The organism is Actinomycetota bacterium (assembly GCA_040905475.1).
In the GTDB taxonomy this organism is placed as follows: domain Bacteria; phylum Actinomycetota; class AC-67; order AC-67; family AC-67; genus DATFGK01.
Map to the genome: position 1 here is coordinate 19695 of JBBDRM010000068.1, position 15994 is coordinate 35688.

General features: G+C 67.5%; 13 protein-coding genes. 6 read left to right on the forward strand and 7 right to left on the reverse strand.

The annotated features are described in order from the left end of the window. Window position 1: 1 nt before the first annotated feature. The 5 genes from WEB06_06665 to WEB06_06685 all read right to left on the reverse strand — a co-directional run bounded on the left by WEB06_06665 (window position 2) and on the right by WEB06_06685 (window position 6716). Window positions 2–3223, reverse strand: a complete 3222-nt coding sequence (locus WEB06_06665) for an efflux RND transporter permease subunit (protein MEX2555294.1) — start codon at window positions 3221–3223, stop codon at window positions 2–4. Window positions 3224–3247: 24 nt separating this feature from the next. Then, complete coding sequence (locus WEB06_06670; protein ID MEX2555295.1) at window positions 3248–3733, reverse strand: hypothetical protein; 486 nt, start codon at window positions 3731–3733, stop codon at window positions 3248–3250. 122 nt (window positions 3734–3855) lie between these two features. Continuing rightward, on the reverse strand, window positions 3856–5262 hold the full coding sequence (locus WEB06_06675) for an alkaline phosphatase PhoX (protein ID MEX2555296.1): 1407 nt from the start codon (window positions 5260–5262) through the stop codon (window positions 3856–3858). A 6-nt stretch (window positions 5263–5268) separates the two neighbouring features. Continuing rightward, complete coding sequence (locus WEB06_06680) at window positions 5269–6066, reverse strand: class I SAM-dependent methyltransferase (protein MEX2555297.1); 798 nt, start codon at window positions 6064–6066, stop codon at window positions 5269–5271. Continuing rightward, window positions 6066–6716, reverse strand: coding sequence for a hypothetical protein (locus WEB06_06685; GenBank protein MEX2555298.1), 651 nt, complete (start codon window positions 6714–6716; stop codon window positions 6066–6068). Before WEB06_06685 ends, WEB06_06680 begins: the two co-directional genes overlap by 1 nt. Before the next feature lie 92 nt (window positions 6717–6808). Between WEB06_06685 and WEB06_06690 the strand changes: the two genes are divergently transcribed. The 5 genes from WEB06_06690 (at window position 6809) to WEB06_06710 (ending at window position 12280) form a co-directional block, all read left to right on the forward strand. After that, a complete protein-coding gene (locus tag WEB06_06690; GenBank protein MEX2555299.1) occupies window positions 6809–7969 on the forward strand; it encodes a thiolase family protein in 1161 nt (386 codons plus the stop codon). After that, window positions 7969–8412, forward strand: coding sequence for an OB-fold domain-containing protein (locus WEB06_06695; protein ID MEX2555300.1), 444 nt, complete (start codon window positions 7969–7971; stop codon window positions 8410–8412). Before WEB06_06690 ends, WEB06_06695 begins: the two co-directional genes overlap by 1 nt. Before the next feature lie 2 nt (window positions 8413–8414). Beyond that, window positions 8415–9557: an acyl-CoA dehydrogenase family protein gene (locus WEB06_06700; GenBank protein MEX2555301.1), complete on the forward strand. Its 1143-nt coding sequence runs from the start codon at window positions 8415–8417 to the stop codon at window positions 9555–9557. Then, window positions 9554–10702, forward strand: coding sequence for an acyl-CoA dehydrogenase family protein (locus WEB06_06705; GenBank protein ID MEX2555302.1), 1149 nt, complete (start codon window positions 9554–9556; stop codon window positions 10700–10702). Before WEB06_06700 ends, WEB06_06705 begins: the two co-directional genes overlap by 4 nt. Before the next feature lie 63 nt (window positions 10703–10765). Then, window positions 10766–12280 carry a hypothetical protein gene (locus tag WEB06_06710; protein ID MEX2555303.1) on the forward strand — a complete coding sequence of 505 codons (1515 nt, stop codon included), beginning with the start codon at window positions 10766–10768 and terminating at the stop codon, window positions 12278–12280. On the opposite strand, the gene WEB06_06715 is transcribed toward WEB06_06710, so the two are convergent. Further along, window positions 12277–13707, reverse strand: coding sequence for a class I adenylate-forming enzyme family protein (locus tag WEB06_06715; GenBank protein ID MEX2555304.1), 1431 nt, complete (start codon window positions 13705–13707; stop codon window positions 12277–12279). The genes WEB06_06710 and WEB06_06715 overlap by 4 nt on opposite strands. 124 nt (window positions 13708–13831) lie before the next feature. Continuing rightward, entirely contained in the window at window positions 13832–14992 is a 1161-nt protein-coding gene (locus tag WEB06_06720) for an amidohydrolase family protein (GenBank protein ID MEX2555305.1), read from the reverse strand. A 237-nt stretch (window positions 14993–15229) separates the two neighbouring features. On the opposite strand from WEB06_06720, the gene WEB06_06725 reads away from it, so the two are divergent. Then, window positions 15230–15994, forward strand: a 765-nt coding sequence (locus WEB06_06725) for an acyl-CoA dehydrogenase family protein (GenBank protein MEX2555306.1), incomplete at its 3' end; no start/stop codon positions are given.

Here is a 15994-nt window from a genome sequence, read left to right on the forward strand (position 1 = left end):
CCTAGGTCGTTGGGTTGGGCTCGGTCGCGGTGATGCCGACGACCCCGCTTCCTGCCTTCGACGCCTCCTCCGGTTCCAGGGCGATGACGCGGCCCCGCGTCAGCTCGATCTCGTCGTCGAGCGACAGCGCTTCCGGCCGCGAGGCGAATCGGAGGTAAAGGACCGGCAGCGCGAGAGCGCTGTAAAGGGTGGAGGTCACGAGTCCCAAGACGATCACGGATGCCATGGGGCGCAGGATCTCGCTTCCGGCTCGATCCCCGAGGATCAGGATCGGAAGCAGCGCCACGGACGTACCGAGCGCGGTCATGACGACCGGTCCGATCCGCTCTCGGGCTCCGCGAAGGGCGAGCTCGGTCCCCGATACCGAATCACGCTCGAGGTCGCGGTAGCGGCTCAACAGCAAGATGCCGTTCCGAGCGGCGATGAAGAAGACCGCGAACAGCCCACCGATCATGCCGAGAGAGGCCGTCCGTCCGACCGCGAGCGCGCCCAGGAGCCCTCCCGTGAGCGCGACCGGCATGGAGAGGAACACCAGCGATGCGTTGCGCCAGCTGCCGAGCGCTGCTTGGAGGAGAAGCAGGATGCCGGCGGCGGCGGCAACGACCAGCGCCAGGGTGCGCCGGAAGTCGGCCTGGCGGGTCGCGGAGTCCTGGAGGAGGGCCGCGTGGTACTCGAGCGGGAAGTCCATCCGGCTGAGTGATTGCTCGATCTCGCCGATGACGTCGCCGAGTCCTCGTCCTCGGACGTTCGCGGTGACGTCGATGGTGCGCGAGACGGACTCGCGGTGGATGGTGTTCGGGTTGGGCTTGACGCTCACCTGAGCGACGTCGGCGAGCCGCACCTGGCCGCCGGCCGGCCGGTCGATCGGCAGGTTGCGGATGGCCTCCAAGCTCGACCGGATCTCCGGCGTCCCCCACACCACGACCTCGAAGACCTTGTTGTCCTCGAACAGGTTGCCGACCTCGAGGCCGGAGAGCAGCGTTGTCGCGGCGCGCCGCACATCGCCGGGCTTGATCTCGTAGCGCTGCGCGGCGGCGAGATCGACCTTGACCTCGATGGTCGGCTCCTGGATCGGGAGCTGCGCGAGTGGTTCGACGACGCCGTCGATCCCGGTGAGCATCGTCTGGACCTGTTGCGCCTGGGCGGTGAGGACGTTGAGATCCTCGCCGAAGACGCGCACGACGACGTCGTTCTCGATCCCGGTCAGCAGATCGGTCACGCGCTCGTTCGAGTAGATCAGCACGTCCGAGTCGAGTCCCGGATACCCCGTCACGATCTCTTCGACCGAACGGATCGTCGCCGCATAGTCGGCGGCCGGGTCTATCGCGATCCACATCTCTGCCGTGTTGACGCCGCTCTCCTGATCGGACGTGATCGCGCGACCGACGTGCGATCCGACGTTGGCCACGCCGGGGAGCGTGCGCACCTCCGCTCCGGCCTGCGCGATGATCCGCGTCATCTCGGGGTGGGACGTGCCCGGCGCAGCGTCGACGTCGACGAGGAGGACCGGCTCCTTGAACGCCGGTAGAACGGGTCCTCGTTGGATGAACGGGAACGTCGCGAGTCCGATCGCCGCGACGGCGCCGAGCGCGATCAGCACCCGGCCCGGGCGGGCGATCAGAGTTTTAAGGGTTCGCTCCGAGGCGCCTTGCAGCCGACGCACGAGCGGAGGCTCCGACGCATCGAGCGGGGCGCCGGCGAGCAGAAGCATGCCGAGTGCGGGAGTCACGGTGAGTGCGACCGCCATCGAGGCCGCCACCGCGAGCAGGTAGGAGGTCGCCAGGGGCGGGAAGAACGCGCCGGGGATACCCGTGAAGAAGAACAGCGGCACGACGGCGAGAGCGACGACGAGGGTGGCGAAGAACGTCGCTTTGCGCGTCTCGAGCGTCGCGTCGAGGACGTTCAATATGGTCGACTTCTTGCTCCCCTCGAGCCGCGTGCGGCGCAGGCGCCGAACGATGCTTTCGACCCCGACCACTGCATCGTCCACCAGAGCGACGAGGGCCATCGCGAGCCCGGCCACCACGATCATGTTCACCGTCACGTCGCGCATACGCAGCACGATCAGCGCGACCGCCAGGGCGACGGGCATCGCGACGGCGCCGATGAGCGCGGTACGCCAGTCGTAGAAGAACGCGCCGAGCAGCAGGATGAGGAGAACGGCCCCGATGATCAGGGCCAAGCCGACGTTGTCTATCGAACGCTGAAGGTAGTCCGCCGGGCGATACATGCTCGAGTCGAACCGGACGTCTGCCATGCCCGGCTGAAGCTCCGTCAGGGCGTCCTCGACGGCTTGGGTCACCTCGAGCGTGCTCGTGTCGGGGAACTTCTCCACGACGAGCATCAGTCCGGGGCCGCTGGGGAGGACGGCGTCGCCGATCAGCGGCTGGTGGTCCTCCACGACCTGTGCGACGTCGCCGAGGCGAAGTGGTACCTGCCCCTCCCTCGACACCGTGACGTTCGCGAGATCGCCGGCGTTCTGGATCGGAAGCAGATGCTGGATCCCGAGCCGCTGGTTGGGCGTGTCGATGAAGCCGCCGGTGCCGGGGGTGCTCGCCTCGAGGAAGCTCAACGGCGACACCCACAGCGCGTTGCCCGTCGTTGCGATGACCTCTTGGAGGGTTACGCCCGTGTCGGAGAGGCGGCGTGGGTCGACGCGAACCTGGAGCTGGCGTTCACGCTGTCCCCAGATCGACACGTTCGCGACGCCGGGCACGCCTTGCAGACGAGGCTTGATCGTCCATCGGGCGAGGACGGACATGTCGATCAGAGACAGGGTCTCCGACGTCATCCCGATCATCAAGACCCGGCGGGTCGAAGACGTCGGCTGCAGCATCGTCGTGGGCTTGGAGACGTTGGGAAGCGCGTAGGCCTCGGTCAAACGCTCCGAGACCAGTTGCCTGGCCCTGAGGACGTTCGTGCCGGGTTCGAAAACGAGCTCGATCGACGAGAGACCCGGGGTCGACTCCGAACGGATCTCGTCCAGCCAGGCGATCCCATTGAGCAAATCCTGCTCCAAGGGAACGGTGATCAGCTGTTCCACCTCGTACGCGGAGAGGCCGAGCGCTTCCGTCTGGAGCTCGACGGTCGGCGGCATGAACTCGGGGAGGACGTCCACGGGGGTCTTCGTGAGCTGCATGAAGCCGACCGCCATCAGGCCCGCGGCCGCGACAACGACGACCCGTCTCAACCTCAAGCTCGATCCGACGATCCAGCGCATCATGGCGAGCGTCCTCCCCGGGTCCCGTTAGAGACCGACTCCAAGCTCGATGCCGAGTAGCTGACTCGCGCCGACGGTTACGACCGAGGCACCGGCTGCCGGGCCATCCGTCAAGATCACGCGATCGCCTTGGATGGACGCCACCCGAAGGCTGTGGCGCACGAACGTCAGCGGGGCCGGGTTCGTGTAGGCGAATGCATCGCCCTTTGTGTCGTAGACCAGGGCTCCGTACGGGATGGCGGTGCGCTGAACGCCCCCGGCAACGACCGTTTCGACGGCTGCCGTCTTGATGCCGATGCGTTCGACCGCCTTCGGAACGAGAACGACGTGGACGGCGCCGTCCACCTTCTCCAGCTTGGCCAGTGGGTCTCGTACCGCCGCGGTCGGCGGCGCCGCACAGGCCGATGTGAGGGCGCCGACGATGAGCAGCAGGGCGAGACGGACACCCGTCGATCGGGCGGGCGGCGCACACCCCGGAACGGCCGCACGACGTGTCGGAAAAGAGTCCCCCACGGCGCGGCACCCCCTCTTAGCCGATGACCGATCCCCGGCAAGGCGAGCGTAGTGGCGGCGGCTGGGTGCGCAATCAGGTTGGGGGGTGAACTTGACTACGCTTTTCGTTCGATTTGCCCGTCTCAAACAGGGCCGTCGTTCCTCCGCCGTCGTACGAAGCGTGTCGCGCCTGCGACTGCAGCGGCCGCTCCGCCCAGGGCCAGCGCACCAGAAAAGACCGCCTTCCAGGCTGAGTTGTCGGACGACTCCACCGGCGAGGCGGGCGTGGGTAAGAGCGAGGAGCCGGCCACAGCCGACGGCCCGGTGGACGGCGCGTATGAGGCGGGAGGCGTCACGCTGGGCGTCGTGGTGCGGTCCGTTCGGAACGGTCCCGTCACCTCGTAGGTGGCCCCCTTTCCGAAACTACGCTGGGAGCTGAAGTAGAAGCGATCTCCTGCCGGATTGAGCGCGGGACCGGCTAACTCCGAACCGTCGTGAACCGATCCCACCAGCTTGAGCAACCGGGCGACCCGACGCTCGGGCGTGATCATGACGATGTCGAGGTCGCCGCCGTCCTCGGCCACGAACACGTCACCCGACCGCGGTGCCACATAGACGTTGTCGACCCCCATGAGGACACGCTGTGTGGTGGTGCCGTCGTACAACAGTTCGAGGGTCTCGTCGGCGGTACGGTAGGACCACACGCGGTCGTCGCCCTTGGTGGTGAAGTAGACGTTGCCCGAGTCGAACCAGCATCCCTCGCCGCCGTCGAAGGGCGTGCGCTCACTTACCTGCCGCCGCGTGGGCTCGGCGCGGAAGTATTCGGGATCCGGGATCGGACGCCAGGTGACGGCGCTCGCGGCCCCGGCATGCACGCGCGCGATGTCCTCGACTCGAGCGATCTCGAGCACGCCGGCGGCGAGGTTCGGGTAGTTCCTGGGCGTGAACCGATAGAAGCCCCCGTCGTCGCGGTCTTCCGTGAGATAGACGCGCCGCCCCTCGGGATCGACCGCGGCGGCCTCATGGGTGAACGTTCCCAGCTTGGAAAGCACGACGGGCGCGCGCTTCCCGGTGGGGTCGCACTCCCAGACCCGGCCTCGCGCGGTCTCTTCACACGAAAGCCACGTTCCCCACGGGGTGGGACCCCCCGCGCAGTTGCGCGAGGTGCCCTCGAGGATGCGGTACGCATCCGCGATGTTTCCCACACTGTCGAAGCGAACAGCGCCGACACCGCCCGTGTCGTTCACCTCGCTGTTGGAGACGTAGATCCACCCGCCTTGATCGGCCGGATAGGTTGCGCCGCCGTCGGGGAAGTCGTGCCAGGTGTATGGGGTGTGGGCGACCCTTTGCCGGCTCAGCGCGATCAGACGGGACGTGAATCCTTCGGGAAGCATGATCCCGTTCGCATCCGGATCCTTCAGATCTCCGTACGGCCCGGGGCCCGGCTGCGCGGGCGCGGCCAGCGCCGCACGCCATATCGATGGGCCGGCGATCGCGGCTCCCGTCGCGATCAGTCCGCTCCGGAGGAAGTCTCGCCGACCGACCTGCATTCCGGATCAGCCCCCCTCCGGTCGGCGACCGATCGCGTAGACGACCTCCGAGCGTTCCGCGAAGTCTTCAGGGGCCAGGGCGTCGAGCCGTTCGCGGATCCGGCGCAGGCTTTCCATCTGGCGGTCGGGCTCCAGCCGGTCCAGCCGGCGCCGTACCGGCCCGCCGGCCATGAAACGGAAGTAGTCGTCCACCGGCCAGATGAGGTCGAGCCGGTTGGTCCAGGTCTCGACGTCTTCGAAGCCTGCCGCACGGAACAGTCCTGCGAGCTTCTCGGTCGTGTTCGAGAGGTCGCGCCGGTTGAGCGGCGATCCGGGATCCGGCGGTGCCCCGGCCGCATCGAGCTCTGATCCCCAGACCCGGTCTGCGATCACCTCGGGCTCGTCGCCCCACGTAGCCACCCCGATCCGCGCCCCCGGTCGCAGCACGCGATGGGCCTCGGCGAGCACGCCGGGCGGGTCGGGCACCGTGAAGATGACGAACGCCATGACGGCCGCGTCTACCGACGCCGGCTCGAGGGCGATCGCCTGGGCGTCCATCACGGCGAACATCGCGGGATGGGAGGCCTGCCGGATCATGCCCTCCGAGCGGTCGATCGCGACGATCCGCGCCCGTGGAGCGAATGCGGCGATGTCGGCGAGGAGCGTCCCCGTCCCGGTGCCGAGGTCGAGGAAGGTCGTCGCATCGCTCGGCTGCAGCCGTTCGAGCAGTTGCCGCCCCATCGGCTGCAGCACCGGAGCCCATAGCTCCGCGTAGTCGAACGCCCGCGCGCTGTACGCGTCTGCGAGCTGGCGGACGGCGTCCATCAAGGCAACTTTTCCTTCCCGATGCGCCGGAAGATCTCCTGCGGGATCGACGCCGGATCTTTGTAGACGTGATGAACGCAGCGCTCGCCGGGACGCTCCGGCGGGAACTCGATGGTGACGGGCACGCCGGTGGATTCGATCGGCTCGATCTCGTTGTTGACGGAACAGTGCGCGCAGTAGACCGGCAGCGTTTCCCGGCCGAACGTGACCGGCGTCGGTCCGTGGATCGTCAGGTAGTCCCGCGGCGCAGCGTAGGCGCCGTCGTCGATGAGCTTCCCGCCCGAGCCGCATCGGAACGAGGCCACCCACTTCTCGTCGTCCTCCGACAGCTCGACGTCGGCGCCGTTCGCTTTCATGGCTCGCACGAGCCCCTCGAGACGCACCCCCGGCTCCACCGCCGCGTAGCCCGCCCGGCGCTCACGCAGGTACCGCTCGCCGAAGTCGCGCAGGGCCTCCTCGACGGCAGGCTCGCCCATGCGGCGCCCGATGAAGGACAGGAGCGAGGTGATCCAGTTGATCGAGTAGTCCTTGTTCCGGAGCCAGTCGGCTTCCATCGCCTTCAGGAGCTTCTTCGCGCCTTCTGCGTCGCCGCGGTCGATCGCCTCCTCGACGAGCGTCCGGGTCGGCGTCTCCAGATCGTGCCGTTCCATGTACACCCCTCACCCTTGTGCCCGGCTTTCGGACACCCTAGACCGCAACCAACTGACACGCGGGTCAGTTGGGACCTACACTTTCCGACGGGATGAGCATCTCGGGGAAGACCGCGATCGCGGGGGTCGGCGTCACGGCTTTCGGGAAGCTCCCGGGCCGCAGCGCGTGGAGCCTCCAGACCGAAGCCGTGAAGCGCGCGATCGACGACGCCGGGTTGACCAAGGCGGACATCGACGGCTTGCTGACCGCTCCGCCCTTGGCCGAGCCACTCCTTCTCCATGCCGAGCAGCTCGGCGGGAAGCTCGGCCTGCGCACCAACTACCTGTCTCAGAAGTTCATCGGCGGGGCGACCGCCGTCGCGCTGGTCGCCGAGGCCGCCCTGGCCGTCGAGGCGGGGCTCTGCGAGGTCGCGGTGTGCGTCTACGGCGAGAACGCCAAGACCGGCCTGCCGATGCTTTTCGGCCGCGCCCAGATGGGCCGCGGGCAGGCGCCCTCGGACGACATCGCCTACGGGCTGGCCGGCGGCCCGATCATGGAGGCGCGCGCCGCGAAGCGATACATGAACGAGTTCGGCGTCACCGAGGAGATGCTCGGATCCGTCGCGGTCGCCTTCCGCGAGCATGCCTCGCGCAACCCCGGCGCGACCTACCGCGATCCGCTGACGATCGAGCAGTACCTCCAGAACCGGTACGTGTCCGAGCCCTTGCGGGTCCTCGACTGCACGATCGGCGCATCCGACGGCGCGGTCGCGGTCGTCGTGACGAGCAGCGAGCGGGCGCGAGACCTCGCCAAGCCGCCCGCCGTCATCGCCGGCGCCGGCGTCGCCGCCAACCTCCAAGGCTTGTCGGACCCCGATCACTACACGAGCTACCCCGGCGCCCGCTCCGCGGCGACCGCCTATCGCATGGCCGGCCTCGAGCCCGAGGACGTGGACGTCGCGCAGTTCTACGACTGCTTCACCTCCACCGTGCTGATCACGATGGAGGATTACGGTTTCTGCAAGCGCGGCGAGGCGGGCCCGTTCGCGCTCGAAGGAAATCTGAAGCGCGGCGGCGCGCTGCCCTCGAATACCAGCGGTGGGATGCTCTCCGAGGCGAACCTCGTCGGGTGGAACGTGCTCGCCGAAGGGGTGCGCCAGATCCGCGGTGAGTCGACCTCGCAGGTGGACGACGCCGAGGTCTGCGTCGTCGCCGGGCAGGGCGGCTTCCACGCCGCGCACGCCACGCTGCTCCTCACGAAAGGCGCCGCCTGATGCCGCACACGCTTACCGAGCTGGTCGCCGGCGCCGCGCCGATCGTCGTCGAGGAGACGCGCGGCTACTGGGAAGGCACGCTGGCCGAGGAGCTGCGGGTGCAGACGTGCAATGAGTGCGGCAACGTGCAGATGCCGTGGGGACCGTGCTGCACGCGATGCCTGTCGCAGGATCTCGGCTCGATCGTCGCGTCGGGCCGCGGACGCGTCTTCTCGTTCACCGTCGTGCGCCAGGCGATCCACCCGAACTTCTCGGCGCAGGTCCCGTACGTGATCGCCGACATCGAGCTCGAAGAAGGGCCGATCATGACTTCCAACGTCACCGACTGCCCGGTCGAGGACGTCAGGATCGGCATGCCCGTGCAGCTCTGGTTCGACAACGAGATGGAAGACGCGTTCCATACCAAGCTGCGACTCCCGAAGTTCCGTCCGGCGAAGGGTTAGTCATGGACTTCACGTTCACGCCCGAGCAGGAAGCGTTCCGCGAGATGCTCCGCGACTTCATCAAGCGCGAGTGCCCGCCCGACCTCGACCGCCGCCTCGACGACGAAGGGCGCTACCCGTTCGAGCTCGTCGACAAGGTCGTCGAGACCGGCCTGCTCGGGCTGCCGTTCCCCGAGGAGTACGGCGGCACCGGCGGCGGCGTGATGGAGTTCGTGATCGCGATGGAGGAGGTTTGCTACGGGAGCGCCGCCGTCGCGTCGATCTTCATCCTCCCGGCGTTCTTCGCCGGCGAGATGATCTATTACAACGGCTCGGAGGAGCAGAAGAAGGAGTGGCTCCCGCAGATCGCGCAGGGGAAGGTGCGCGGCTGCTTCGGGCTCACCGAGCCCAACGCCGGGTCCGACGCCGTTCACATCGAGACTCGCGCGACCAAAGACGGAGACCACTACGTCATCAACGGCCAGAAGACGATGATCTCCGGCGTCGACATCGCGACCCACATGATGCTCGCGACGAACACGAGTCCCGGCGGCGACTACTCGGGGATGACGATCTTCATGCTCCCTATGGATACTCCCGGGATCCGCTTCCGGCGGCTCGGCAAGATCGGCAGCGAGATCATCGGGCTGTTCGAGGTCTTCTTCGACGACGTCCGGATCCCCGAGGCGATGGTCATGGGCGGGCCCGAGATGGTGAACCAGGGCTGGCTCCAGCTCATGAAGCAGCTGGATCTGGAGCGGATCATGATCGCGGCGCAGTACACCGCGATGGCGCGCAAGGCCACCGACGATGCGATCGCGTACGCGAAGCAGCGGGTGCAGTTCGGCAAGCCGATCATCGGTTATCAGATGATCCAGCAGCTGCTCGCCGACATGACGATCGGCGCGCAGACCTGCCGGCTGATCACCTACTACGCGGCATGGCTCAAGGCGACCGGCCAGCCGTGCAACGTCGAGGCGAGCCAGGCGAAGGTCTACGCGACCGAGACGGCGCGCAAGGTGTGTATCGACGGCATGCAGGTGATGGGCGGCTACGGCTACCTGAGGGAGTTCGACATGCAGCGGCTCGTGCGCGACTCGCTCCTCGGCCCGATCGGGGGCGGGACGAACCAGATCCAGCGCCTGATCATCGGGAAGAACCTATGAACCACAACGTCTCCGACGACATCAAGCAGCTCCTGCAGGGAGTGCGTGCGTTCGTCGCGCGGGAGATCACGCCGCTGACCGACCAGCACGCGCAGCTCCTCGCCGGCGAGGAGATCACCACCGAGATCTTCGAGCTCTGCCGTCAGGTCCAGCGCGCGAGCCTCGCCGCGGGCTACTTCGCCATGTTCATGCCGTCGGAGATCGGCGGATCGGACCTGGGCGAGTACGAGATGTGCCTCGTCCGTGAAGAGGTGTCCCGCTCGGCGCAGAACCACCTGGCCATGCTGATGCTCGGCGATCTGCCGTTCGGTCCGAACAAGATGCTCCACGCGCTCGCGACCGAGCACCAGCGCGAGAAGTATCTGATGCCGCTCATGCGCGCCGAGGTCACGACCGGCATCGCGCTGACGGAACCCGAAGCCGGATCCGACCTGGCGGCGATCCGCACCACGGCGCGGGCGGTCGACGGTGGCTGGGTCCTGAACGGCGGGAAGCACTTCATCTCCAACGCGCCGTTCGCCGACTTCCTCCAGGTGCTGGCGAAGACGCCCGAGGGTGGCTTCTCGATGTTCCTGGTCGACCGCGACGCGTACCGGATCGGCTCGGTCCAGCACACGATGGGCGGCGACGACCTGCAGGCCGAGGTCGTGTTCGACGACTCTTTCGTGCCCGAGCAAAACATCATCGGCGAGCCCGGTAAGGCCTTCGCGTACGCCGTGCAGTTCCTCGGAAACGAGCGGCTGGCGATGGCGTCGTTCGCGATCGGGATGGCCGACCTCGCGCTTCGTCTGATGAAGGATTACTCCAAGCAACGCGTCACCTTCGGCAAGCCGTTGTCCGAGAACCAGGCGATCCAATGGATGGTCGCCGACTCCGAGACCGAGCTCTACGCCGCGCGTTCGATGTGCTACGACGCCGCGCAGCGCGCCGACCACGGCGAGGACGTGTTCAAAGAGATCGCGATGGCGAAGCTGTACTGCTCGGAGATGGTCGGCCACGTGGTCGATCGCGCCGTCCAGGTGTTCGGCGGGATCGGCTACACGCGCGGGCACACCGTGGAGCGACTCTACCGCCTGGCGCGCGTCATGCGGATCGCCGGCGGATCGTCCGAGATCCAGCGGATGATCATCGCGCGTATGAGCTAAAGGGCAGGAAGCCGAAGCCCCGGCGGCGAACCAAAAGGCGTCATCCCCAATCCAGGAGGTTCCGTGCGCCGCGTCCTCATAGCTCCAGCACTACTGATCGCTGTGGTTGCCTCCCTGACGCCGGCGCGTTCCGCCGTCGGAGCGGTCTACCTGGTCGGCGCCGCCGCGCGTGACATCAGCCCGATCGGCTGGGGAGAGATCAACCTCGGCGGCTTCGGGTTGGGCGATGGGACGTCGCCGGTCAGCCAGGCGATCGGGCCGGGCCGCAAAGGCTCGTTCGAGGGGGAGCACATCGGCGCCCGGGCCATCGTCGTCCAGGACCAGGAGACGGGGACGGCCATCGCGATGGCGACGGTCGAAACCCAGGGCATGTTCGCCGCATACGAGAACGACCCCGACGCCGGCCTCTACGCGATCGAGCAGCGCGTCGCGGCCGACATCCCGGACCTCCCCGTGTCCAACATCGTCATCTCGAACAACCACACCCACTCTGGGCCCGACGCGATCGGAGCCTGGGGCTTCATCCCGCACGACTATCTCGCCTTTATCGCCGATCAGATCGTCGCGGCGATCGAAGAGGCATACGCGACGCGCCGGGCCGCGACGATCGTGGCCGGTGCCGACGACGCGCCCGACCTCATCTACAACATGACTTGCACGGAGGCGCTCAACCAAGACGCCGAGAGTAACTTCCCGAACAACATCTGCACCCCGTTCGAGGATTCGAAGGACTCGTGGATGCGCGTGCTGCAGGCGCGCGATGCGACCACCGGACAGGTCATCACGACCGTGGCGTCGTACGCGGCGCACGCGACTCTGGGCGGTGGTTCCGGCGTGCACGGCGACTGGCCGCAGTTCCTCTCCGAGGCCCTGACGGCCACATACGGCGGCGTGGGGATCGCGTTCCAAGGGACGAACGGTCGCATCCAGCCCTGCCGCCCGCGCTGCTCGTTCACCGACCCGTCGAAGCCCGGCTACGAGATCGCCGACCGACGGACCGCGTACTCGACGATGCTCATGTACCACGTCGGTAAGGCGCTCGCAGGTGCTCCGCCGGTGAGCGGTCCCGTTTCGGCAGCGAAGGCGCTGATCCGGCACGAGGCGGTGAACCCGTTCCTGCTTGCGCTCCTACTCAAGGGCGAGGCGGTCGGCGCGCCGATCCAACGCGCGCGGAGCGCCCCGTGGCTGGTCGGCAACACCATCGGTACTTTCGTCTCGGCGCTGCGCATCGGCGACCTCCTGATCAACGGCGCGCCGGGTGAGCCGTACCCGAACATCGCGGCCGGTGTGGTGGAGGCGACCAACGTCCCCGCCCAGCGGCATTGGACCTTGGCGCTCGCGGACGATCAACTCGGCTACCTGATCGCTCCCGCAGAGGCGTATCCGGCGATCGCCGCGCAGATCGCGGTGAACGACAACGCGATCTTCAACGCGTCACCGACGATCGGCGATCACGTGATGTGTGCCCAGATCCGGCTGGCGCGCGAGATCGGGTTCGTGTTCAAGCGGCTGCTTCCGGATCCGCGATGCCTCGTCTGGGACGCCGTGGACTCGCTGGGCGACCCGCTCGGCGGTTAGGGCAGAGAAGAAAGCGCGGCCTTGTCGACCTTGAACATCGACGTCAACGGGAGCTCGGAGCGGAGCTCGACGACGTCGGGGACCTTGTAATCGGCGATCCGTTCCGCCACGAAGGACTTCAGCTCGTCGTCGGTCGGCGGGTCGGATGGGTCGGCAGCAACCACGAATGCCTTCCCCCGCTCGCCGAGCACGTCGTCGGGGATGCCGATGACGCCTACGAGCGCTACTTTCGGATGCTCGCGAAGAACGTTCTCGACCTCGAGCGGGTACACGTTGTACCCCCCGCGGATGTACATCTCCTTGGTTCGCCCGGCGAGCCGGAGGTTCCCGTCTTCGTCGATCCTGCCGAGGTCTCCGGGATGGAAGAAGCCGTCCGCGTCGATCGCCTCACGCGTGGCGTCGACGTCGTTCCAATACCCGCGCATCATCGCGGGAGAGCGGGCGACGACCTCGCCGATCCCATCCTTGTTCGGGGCGAGCACCCGGAGCTCCACCTCCGGCAGGGGGCTCCCAACGGTCTCGGCGACCGTGGCGTCCGCGTCGCCGGGCCGCGTCGCGGTGCACAGCGCGAGCTCGGTCGAAGAGAACCGGACCTGCACCGGCACGCCGAACGTCTCGCGGATCTGCCGGACGAGGTCGGGCGACGCCGGCGCGCCGCCGATCAGGATCGACTGGATGCACGAGAGGTCGAAGCGCCCGAACTCCGGGTCCATCATCATGAGCGCGAGCTGGGTCGGCACGCCGCCGATGTGCGTGATCCGCTCCTGCGCGATCAGCTCGAGCGCGGACCGAGCCGTCCACCGATCGGACATCAGAACCGTCTTCGCGCGTCGCTCGATGTGCGACGCGATCTTCGTCATGTACCCCATGTGCGTCATCGGCGTGGCCTGGAGACCGCTCGTGAGTTCGAGCGAAGGCTCCAAGGCGGATTCGATCCGGCGCACCGCGTCCAGAGCCGAGACGGTGAACGTGGCTCCCTTCGGCAACCCCGTCGTGCCGCTGGTGTAAACGATCGCGACCGGATCCGCAGGTGCGGCCTCCGCGTCGGGCGGCTCGGGGTCGGCGTCACCGAGCGACATCGGCGACAGCCGCGGCGTCGAGCCGGGCGCCTCGAGGTCGGACACCAACACGCGTGCATCCGAGCTCGACAGGATGTGTTCGATCTCGCGCGGCCCGAATCGCGGGTTGATCCCGGCCGTCACGCAGCCGAGCCGCGCGACCCCGACATACGCGATCGGGTACCAGAACGACGGTTCCATCAGCAGCGCGACGACGTCTCCCGGGCGTACGCCCGCCTCCCACAGCCGGGCCGCGGCGCGGTCGGCCGCGAGGTCCCAGGCGGCGTACGTCAGGCGCCGGTCGCCGTGGACGAACGCGACCGCCTCCGGCTCTTCGGATGCCACACGGCGGAGCAGTTCCCCGATCACGGCTGCAGCCTATGACTCGACCCGCCGGCGAGCTGGTTCCTCGGAGGTGCAGGGAATGTGTACCTTTGCGGTCGTTATACGACCAGAAACGTACACGCCTTCGGCTCGAACCCGGTCGTGGGCTCTATTTCGCGCCGTTCAGCTGGAACACGCGCGCCGCGTTCCGCCAGAGGATCTTCTCGCGATCCTCCTGCGAGATGTCGCCCATCTGCTCCTTGATCACGCGCTGCGTGTCCGGCCACGACGAGTCGGTGTGCGGATAGTCGGTGCCGATCATGATGTTGTCGACCCCGATCAGGTGCCGGCCCTCGACGCCGGCACGATCGGAGATGAAGTTCGCGTAGATCGACTGCCGGAACAGATCCGACGGCATCACGTCGATGTTCGAGCCGGTCCAGAAGCGGTGCTTGCGGTGCGCGTAGTCGGCGCGCTCGATGAAGTAGGGGAGCCAGCCGATCCCGGACTCGGCCGAGATGAACTTGAGCTTCGGCCACTTGCGCAGGATCCCGCTGAACAGCAGCACGGCCACCGTCTGCATGTTCGTGGACGGCGCCAGTGCGACGAAGATCTCCGCCCCGACCCCGAGGCCCCCGAGTGCCGACACATCGGCCTTCCCGGAGACGATGTGGATCTCCGCCGGCAAGCCTGTCTCGCTCATCGCCTCCCACACCGGTGCCCACGACTCGTCGTGGAAGCCCGGCACGCCTTCGACCGAGCCCGGCGTGGACGGCAGCGAGATGCACTTCAGCCCTGCAGACGCGATCCGACGGATCTCCGCCGCGGATGCCTCCATGTCCCACAGCGGCAGGATCCCCGCACCGAGCAGGCGCTCGGGATCCGGCGCGCACCATTCCTCGATCAGCCAGTCGTTGTAGGCGCGCATCAGGGCCGACGCGTAGGGCTTGTCGGCGATCTCGATGAACGTGATCCCCGCGAGACCCGGCAGCGTCGGGAAGCAGACCTGCGCGTCGACGCCGTCGATGTCCATGTCCTTGAGGCGCTCGGCCGGGTCGTAGCAACCCTTCCGCATCGCGTCGAAGGTCTTCGACTTCGGGCTGAACTCCTCGACCTTCTGGCCGGCGGCTGTGGAGAGACCGCTCATCTCGACCGGCTTCTCGGAACCGTCGGGATTCAGCACACCTGGGACGCGCCACGCCGCCAATTCTTCGGTTTCGATCAGCTTGGGAGTGCGGTCGTCGAACTCCTTCGGAAGGCGTCCGTCGAACATGCCGTATGGCTCGATGATGTGGTCGTCGGTCGAGATCACCTGATAGTCGCGGGCCATGGCGCTCGCCTCCTCGTTCCGGAACCCCACAAGCAAGTCTACGCCGGAGCCAACGACCTGACACATCCGTCACATGGGATCTGAAGCCCTGGGATCCGGCGGCCTCTCGCGTGACTGGATCTGCTCGTTCTAGCGAAGCGTGTGCCGGAACGTACGCGAGGCGTACGTTCTGGACCCCTATCGAGTGAAGGCACGGAACGGCTGCCACTATCTCCGGGCTCGGCTAGCCTTCCCGCCATGGACTTCGACCTCTCGCCCGACGATGTTGCCTTCCGCGACGAGCTACGCGGCTGGCTCGCCACGCATACTCCGCCGGACATCGACGTCGCCGCCACCTTCGACGAAGCCGAGAATCTGCGCGACTGGCAGCGCACGCTCCACTCCGGACGCTGGGTCGGCATCCACTGGCCCACCGAGTACGGCGGCCGCGGCGCGTCCCTGCTCCAAGTCGCGATCTACAACGCCGAGTTGGCCCGGGCGCGCGCGCCGCAGATCCTCGGCCGCGCCGGCGTGAACCTCGTCGGACCGACGCTGATCACACACGGCACCGAGGAGCAGCGCCGCCGCTGGCTCCCGAAGATCCTCTCCGCCGAAGAGATCTGGTGCCAGCTCTTCTCCGAGCCCGGCGCCGGCAGCGATCTCGCCGGCCTGTCGACGAAAGCCGAGCGACGCGGCGATACCTACGTCGTGAGCGGCCAGAAGGTATGGACGTCCTACGCGCGCTTCGCCGACTTCGGGATCGGGCTCGTCCGCACCGACCCGACGGCGCCGAAGCACAAGGGCATCTCGATGCTCGCGATCCCGATCAAAGCTGAGGGGATCGACATCCGGCCGCTCCGCCAGATAACCGGCGAGAGCGAGTTCAACGAGGTGTTCTTCAGCGACGTGAACGTTCCGGTGGAGAATCTGATCGGCACCGAGAACGACGGGTGGCGCGTCGCCGGCACGACGCTCGCCAACGAACGCGGCACGAGCTTTGTCTGGAAAGAGCAGGTGCTCCAC